Source organism: Vagococcus sp. WN89Y, from assembly GCF_052220145.1.
Classification (GTDB): Bacteria; Pseudomonadota; Gammaproteobacteria; order Enterobacterales; family Enterobacteriaceae; genus Kosakonia.
Genome location: NZ_JBQPOM010000054.1, coordinates 24,120 through 30,507, shown reverse-complemented (window position 1 = coordinate 30,507; position 6,388 = coordinate 24,120). Strand labels below are relative to the sequence as shown.

Sequence of the window (6,388 nt, the reverse complement as noted above, 5' to 3'; positions counted from 1 at the left end):
CGCCGCGGCGTTTTTCACTGCGGCGCGGGCTGCGTATATTACGCTTTCCCGCTGCGAAGTCAACTGATTAATTTCAGATTTCTTCGCCTGACAGGCCGGTGTGTTTGCCGTTGTGCCGTGTCAGTGGTGGCGCATTATAGGGAGATAATTTCCGCTGGCAACCCCTAATTTGAAAAAAGTTACCATTCGGTTGTTTTTTAACCACAACACAGAGAATTCGTTAAGTTTTGCCTGGTTTTTAAAACAAAAACGAGCCCCGAAGGGCCCGTTTTTCTATTTTGTGACTTACTGCACTGCAACAATACGATCGTCTTTCACCACCAGTTCCACCGGTTTTCCGGGGATTAGCTCGCCAGAAAGAATCTGTTGAGCCAGCGGGTTTTCGATTTGTTGCTGGATTGCGCGTTTCAGAGGGCGCGCGCCATACACCGGATCGTAACCGTTCGCACTGAGCAGTTTCAGCGCCTCGTCGGAAATGGTGACCGCATAACCATGCTCTTCCAGCCGTTTGTACAGGCGTTGCAGCTGGATCTGGGCGATAGAAGCAATGTGTTTTTCACCCAGCGGATGGAAGACCACCACTTCATCTATACGGTTGATGAACTCCGGACGGAAACTCTGGCTGACCACGCCCAGCACCAACTCTTTCATATGAGCATAATCCAGGTTGCCAAAGCGTTCCTGAATCAGATCCGAACCAAGGTTAGAGGTCATAATCACAACCGTATTACGGAAGTCGACCGTTCTGCCCTGCCCGTCCGTCAGTCGGCCATCATCCAGTACCTGCAACAAAATATTGAAAACGTCCGGATGCGCTTTTTCCACTTCATCGAGCAGGATGACGGAGTAAGGACGGCGACGAACCGCTTCAGTCAGGTAGCCGCCCTCTTCATAACCGACGTATCCCGGAGGCGCACCGACCAGACGCGAGACAGAGTGTTTCTCCATAAACTCGGACATATCAATGCGCACCATTGCATCGTCGCTATCAAACAAAAAGTTCGCCAGCGTTTTACACAGCTCGGTTTTCCCGACCCCGGTAGGCCCAAGGAAGAGGAATGAACCAATTGGGCGGTTCGGATCGGATAACCCCGCGCGGCTGCGACGAATTGCATTCGAGACGGCTTCCACCGCTTCGTCCTGGCCAATCACACGATGGTGCAAATCCTGCTCCATACGCAGCAGTTTGTCGCGCTCGCTCTCCATCATTCGTGCAACCGGGATACCGGTCCAGCGCGCCAGCACTTCGGCGATTTCGGCGTCCGTTACACGGTTACGCAGCAAGCGCATGGTTTTACCTTCCGATTGGGTGGCTGCCGCCAGCTGTTTTTCCAGTTCGGGGATGGTGCCATACTGCAACTCTGACATACGGCCAAGATCGCCAATACGCCGCGCCTGTTCCATGGCGATTTTCGCCTGTTCCAGTTCTGCTTTGATAGTCTGCGTGCCGGAAAGCGACGCTTTTTCTGCTTTCCACTCTTCTTCTAAGACAGAATATTCACGCTCTTTATCGGCCAACTCTTCATTGAGCATATCGAGACGTTTTTTGCTTGCCTCATCGGATTCTTTCATCAGCGCTTGCTGTTCCAGCTTGAGCTGAATGATGCGCCGGTCGAGCCTATCCAGTTCTTCCGGTTTTGAGTCGATCTGCATACGGATGCTGGATGCGGCTTCATCAATCAGGTCAATGGCTTTATCCGGCAACTGACGGTCAGAGATATAACGGTGCGATAAGGTTGCTGCTGCGACAATCGCCGGATCGGTGATTTGCACATGGTGGTGCAGCTCATAGCGCTCTTTCAACCCACGCAGGATAGCGATGGTGTCTTCCACCGTCGGTTCTGCAACCAGCACTTTCTGGAAACGCCGCTCCAGCGCTGCGTCTTTTTCGATAAATTGACGGTATTCGTCAAGCGTGGTTGCACCCACACAGTGCAGCTCGCCGCGCGCTAACGCAGGTTTGAGCATATTGCCCGCATCCATTGCGCCATCGGCTTTACCGGCACCGACCATCGTATGCAGTTCATCAATAAACAGGATAACGTTGCCTTCCTGTTTCGACAGATCGTTCAGCACACCTTTCAGGCGTTCTTCAAATTCACCGCGATACTTCGCGCCCGCCACCAGCGCGCCCATATCCAGCGCCAGAACACGGCGGCCTTTTAGCCCCTCTGGTACTTCACCGTTAACAATACGCTGCGCCAGCCCTTCAACAATGGCGGTTTTCCCGACGCCTGGCTCCCCGATAAGCACCGGGTTATTTTTGGTTCGACGCTGCAATACCTGAATAGTACGGCGGATCTCTTCATCACGGCCAATGACCGGATCGAGTTTGCCTTGTTCGGCACGTTCGGTCAGATCGACCGTGAATTTTTTCAAGGCCTGACGTTGATCTTCAGCTCCCTGGTCGTTCACGTTTTCTCCTCCACGCATTTGTTCAATTGCCTGAGTCACGTTGGCCGTTGTCGCACCGGCAGATTTCAATAAATCTGTCAGCGTGCCGCGTGATTCCAGCGCCGCCAGCACAAAAAGCTCTGACGAAATAAAATTGTCACCCCTTTTTTGCGCCAGCTTGTCGCAAAGGTTCAGTACACGCACCAGCTCCTGCGATGGCTGCACGTCTCCGCCGGTGCCTTCCACCTGCGGTAAGCGGCTTAGCGCCTCTTCTACGGCTGTGCGTAACTGGCCAGCATTGACGCCGGCTGAGGTTAATAATGGATAAACCGAACCACCTTCTTGTTTCAGCAAGGCGCTCATTAAATGAAGAGGTTCGATAAATTGGTTGTCGTGCCCCAGTGCGAGCGACTGGGCATCGGCAAGAGCAAGCTGGAATTTATTAGTAAGACGATCCAGACGCATAATTCCTCCCATAACAGGTCAAAATTGCTACTGGAGATTAAATGAGGTCATCCCCCAATTATTCAAGGTTATTGACCTGAATTATGCAAAAGAAAACCTACACGTACTGGATCGTCTTGATTCTTTAGGTTATATCAGCCAAATAAAACTTGCCATACGACCAGTAACCTTGTCCCGGCGATATGAGAAGAAAGTCTCTTGTTCACTAAACGTGCAGCGATCGCCGCCGAACACCCGGGTCACGCCCGCGTTTGCCAGACGCTGACGAGCAAGCTGATAAATATCAGCGAAATACTTGTCACCCGCGGGACGAAACGCTTGCTCTGCCTGGGCATCTTTTTCCATAAACGCCTCACGCACCTCCGCGCCCACTTCAAACGCCCGCGGCCCGATAGCAGGCCCCAGCCAGGCCATGATATTTTGCTTGTCATCCGTAAAACAGGCGATGGTGGACTCCAGCACACCGGCGCATAATCCACGCCAGCCCGCGTGCGCAGCGGCAACTTCTGTACCCTGAAGGTTACAAAAGAGCACCGGCAGGCAGTCGGCGGTCATCACTGCGCACACTGTCCCCGGCGTATTACTGTACGACGCATCCGCCCGCTTCGACGCATAAGATTCACCGCTGAGTTTCAGCACATCGGTGCCGTGCACCTGCTCCAGCCAGACCGGTTTTGACGGTAAACCGCCAGCGGCAAACAGGCGCGAGCGATTTTCTTCCACCGAAGCAGGATCGTCGCCACAGTGCGCGCCAAGGTTCAGGGAGTCATACGGCGGCAGGCTCACGCCACCCATACGCGTTGAACTACAGGCGGCTACCCCTTCAGGTAACGGCCAGTCCGGGAGGATAAGTTGGGTCATAACCAGGCGACATCATCCTTATGGGTTTCAAAATCGGCGCGCATCGCATCGATAAGTTCCACCATATCCTGTGGGATCGGCGCATGCCATTCCATCTCAATTCCGCTGATGGGATGATAAAGACGCAGCATAGTCGCATGCAACGCCTGGCGGTCAAACTTGCGTAGTACCTCGATAAATTCTTCCGATGCACCTTTCGGAGGACGCGGGCGACCGCCATAGAGCTGATCGCCCACCAGCGGATGGGTAATGTGCGCCATATGCACGCGGATCTGGTGCGTACGCCCGGTTTCCAGGCGCAGGCGCAGGCGCGTATGCACGCGGAAGTGCTCCATAATGCGGTAGTGGGTAACGGCAGGTTTGCCCATCGGATGCACGGACATGTGCGTGCGCTTGGTTGGGTGGCGGCTGATAGGTTCCTCTACGGTACCGCCCGCCGTCATGTGCCCGATGGCAACCGCTTCATATTCACGCGTGATTTCGCGCAGTTGTAATGATTCGACCAGCCGCGTTTGCGCAGGTACGGTTTTTGCCACCACCATCAAACCGGTGGTGTCTTTATCCAGACGGTGCACAATGCCAGCGCGCGGAACATCCACGATGGGCGGATAATAATGCAGTAATGCATTCAGCACGGTGCCGTCAGGATTCCCTGCGCCTGGGTGAACCACCAGATCGCGCGGCTTATTGATAACAATGATGTCATCATCTTCATAAACAATGTTCAGCGGGATATCTTGCGGCTCAAAGCGGGCCTCTTCTTCGATTTCAGCATTGATGGCAATGCTTTCGCCGCCCAACACTTTTTCTTTCGGCGTGTCGCTGATGTTGCCATTGACCAGCACGCGCTGGTCAAGAATCCATTCTTTTATTCGCGAACGTGAATAATCCGGGAACAATTCGGCCAAAGCCTGATCTAAGCGTTGACCGAGTTGATTTTCGGACACCGTTGCGGTGAGTTGTACTCGTTGTGCCATATACAGCTTCTTCGTTAACGTTGGGTTTTACGGCTTTGCCGTTTAATATAGTGTGCTATTGTAGCTGGTCTTAATGGGGAGCAGGAATAAAGAATCTCCCGTATAAACATTCTGAGGAAAGTCTAAACGTCATGACGCGCATGAAATATCTGGTGGCAGCCGCCACGTTGAGCCTGGCTTTGGCGGGTTGCTCCGGTTCAAAGGACGAGGTGCCTGATAATCCGCCAAATGAAATCTACGCGACAGCCCAGCAAAAGCTGCAAGACGGTAACTGGAAGGCGGCAATAACGCAACTGGAAGCGCTGGATAATCGTTATCCGTTTGGTCCTTACTCTCAGCAAGTGCAGTTGGATCTGATTTACGCTTACTACAAAAATGCCGACCTGCCGCTGGCGCAAGCCGCGATCGATCGCTTTATCCGCCTCAATCCAACGCATCCAAACATTGATTATGTGATGTATATGCGCGGCCTGACCAATATGGCGCTGGATGACAGTGCGTTGCAGGGGTTCTTTGGCGTAGATCGTAGCGATCGCGACCCGCAGCACGCTCGCGATGCGTTTAACGACTTCTCCAAACTGGTGCGCGGCTATCCTAAAAGCCAGTACGTGACGGATGCGACCAAACGTCTGGTGTTCCTCAAGGATCGCCTGGCGAAATATGAGTATTCCGTTGCGGATTACTATACGCGCCGTGGTGCATGGGTTGCGGTGGTTAACCGTGTAGAAGGTATGCTGCGTGATTTCCCGGATACTCAGGCAACGCGTGATGCGCTGCCGCTGATGGAAAACGCTTATCGTGAGATGCAGATGAACGCGCAGGCTGAAAAAGTCGCCAAAATCATCGCCGCGAACGGCAGCAATACCTGACAGTCACCGATGTAGCAAAACGGCAGCCTGGGCTGCCGTTTTTTTATGCATTCTGGCTACAGGCTGAACCGGTTTAGCGCCTGCCCAACCTGTCAACTATGACGGCAAAAACCGCATCCGACAAGATTAATTTCACCTCTTCCTGTCCTGCCTCACAAAAAGACTTCATTGACAAAAAGTGACAAAATAACATGATATCCATCACACAATTTGACATTTGGCGAGGTATGCTGAAATTACCAAGACGGAAAGACAAGAGGTAAAATTTATGACAGTGAACATTACCAGTAAACAAATGGAAATTACTCCGGCTATTCGCCAGCATGTCGCAGACCGTCTCGCCAAACTGGAAAAATGGCAAACTCATCTGATTAACCCACATATTATTCTGTCCAAAGAACCCGATGGATTTATGGCCGATGCGACGATCAGCACGCCGAACGGGCATCTGGTTGCCAGCGCAAAACATGAAGATATGTATACCGCTATCAACGAATTAATTAACAAGCTGGAACGGCAGCTCAATAAAGTGCAGCACAAAGGTGAAGCGCGCCGTGCCACCAGTTCGGTGAAAGACGCAAGCTTTGTTGAAGAAGAAGAGTAATCCAAACGTTTTAACTGGCGCGCCTGCGGGCGCGTTTTTTATTGACAGAACGAAAACAGTACGGGTAGTGTAACTGTGTCGCACTAAGGAAATAGCCATGAATACCGTTCCGTTCTTCTTCGCATTCTTTTTTACCTTCCCCTGATTCGGGAGGCAATTCGCTTTGTGATAAAGAATGCGAAGACGAACAACAAGGCCTCCCAACCGGGAGGCCTTTT

Annotated in this window: 6 protein-coding genes and 1 other annotated feature (1 of these 7 running past the window's edge); of the genes, 3 read left to right on the top strand and 3 right to left on the bottom strand. The window is 52.4% G+C overall.

Annotated elements, in window-relative coordinates:
- Positions 1 to 285: 285 nt before the first annotated feature.
- From clpB to rluD, 3 genes are all read right to left on the bottom strand, one after another.
- The gene (gene clpB, locus ACTU3N_RS15700) at positions 286 to 2,859 is read right to left on the bottom strand and encodes an ATP-dependent chaperone ClpB (protein ID WP_443087049.1); all 2,574 of its coding nucleotides are present in this window, start codon (positions 2,857 to 2,859) and stop codon (positions 286 to 288) included.
- A gap of 129 nt (positions 2,860 to 2,988) precedes the next feature.
- Entirely contained in the window at positions 2,989 to 3,720 is a 732-nt protein-coding gene (yfiH, locus tag ACTU3N_RS15695) for a purine nucleoside phosphorylase YfiH (RefSeq protein WP_443087048.1), read from the bottom strand.
- The gene (rluD, locus tag ACTU3N_RS15690; RefSeq protein WP_443087047.1) at positions 3,717 to 4,697 is read right to left on the bottom strand and encodes a 23S rRNA pseudouridine(1911/1915/1917) synthase RluD; all 981 of its coding nucleotides are present in this window, start codon (positions 4,695 to 4,697) and stop codon (positions 3,717 to 3,719) included. The genes yfiH and rluD overlap by 4 nt, the downstream gene beginning before the upstream one ends.
- A 131-nt stretch (positions 4,698 to 4,828) precedes the next feature.
- Between rluD and bamD the strand changes: the two genes are divergently transcribed.
- The 3 genes from bamD (at position 4,829) to pheL (ending at position 6,315) form a co-directional block, all read left to right on the top strand.
- Positions 4,829 to 5,566 carry an outer membrane protein assembly factor BamD gene (bamD, locus tag ACTU3N_RS15685; RefSeq protein WP_443087046.1) on the top strand — a complete coding sequence of 246 codons (738 nt, stop codon included), beginning with the start codon at positions 4,829 to 4,831 and terminating at the stop codon, positions 5,564 to 5,566.
- Between the two features lie 268 nt (positions 5,567 to 5,834).
- Positions 5,835 to 6,170, top strand: coding sequence for a ribosome-associated translation inhibitor RaiA (raiA, locus tag ACTU3N_RS15680; protein ID WP_443087045.1), 336 nt, complete (start codon positions 5,835 to 5,837; stop codon positions 6,168 to 6,170).
- A 96-nt stretch (positions 6,171 to 6,266) separates the two neighbouring features.
- Positions 6,267 to 6,388 (top strand) — a sequence feature (Phe leader region); it runs 4 nt beyond the window's last position.
- Positions 6,268 to 6,315 carry a pheA operon leader peptide PheL gene (pheL, locus tag ACTU3N_RS15675; protein WP_443087051.1) on the top strand — a complete coding sequence of 16 codons (48 nt, stop codon included), beginning with the start codon at positions 6,268 to 6,270 and terminating at the stop codon, positions 6,313 to 6,315. Its footprint overlaps the feature before it by 48 nt.

Bases quoted from the DNA above. Each gene is read 5' to 3' on its own strand.
- raiA (WP_443087045.1), top strand. From the start codon at position 5,835: ATGACAGTGAACATTACCAGTAAACAAATGGAAATTACTCCGGCTATT.
- clpB (WP_443087049.1), bottom strand. From the start codon at position 2,859: ATGCGTCTGGATCGTCTTACTAATAAATTCCAGCTTGCTCTTGCCGAT.
- yfiH (WP_443087048.1), bottom strand. From the start codon at position 3,720: ATGACCCAACTTATCCTCCCGGACTGGCCGTTACCTGAAGGGGTAGCC.
- rluD (WP_443087047.1), bottom strand. From the start codon at position 4,697: ATGGCACAACGAGTACAACTCACCGCAACGGTGTCCGAAAATCAACTC.
- bamD (WP_443087046.1), top strand. From the start codon at position 4,829: ATGACGCGCATGAAATATCTGGTGGCAGCCGCCACGTTGAGCCTGGCT.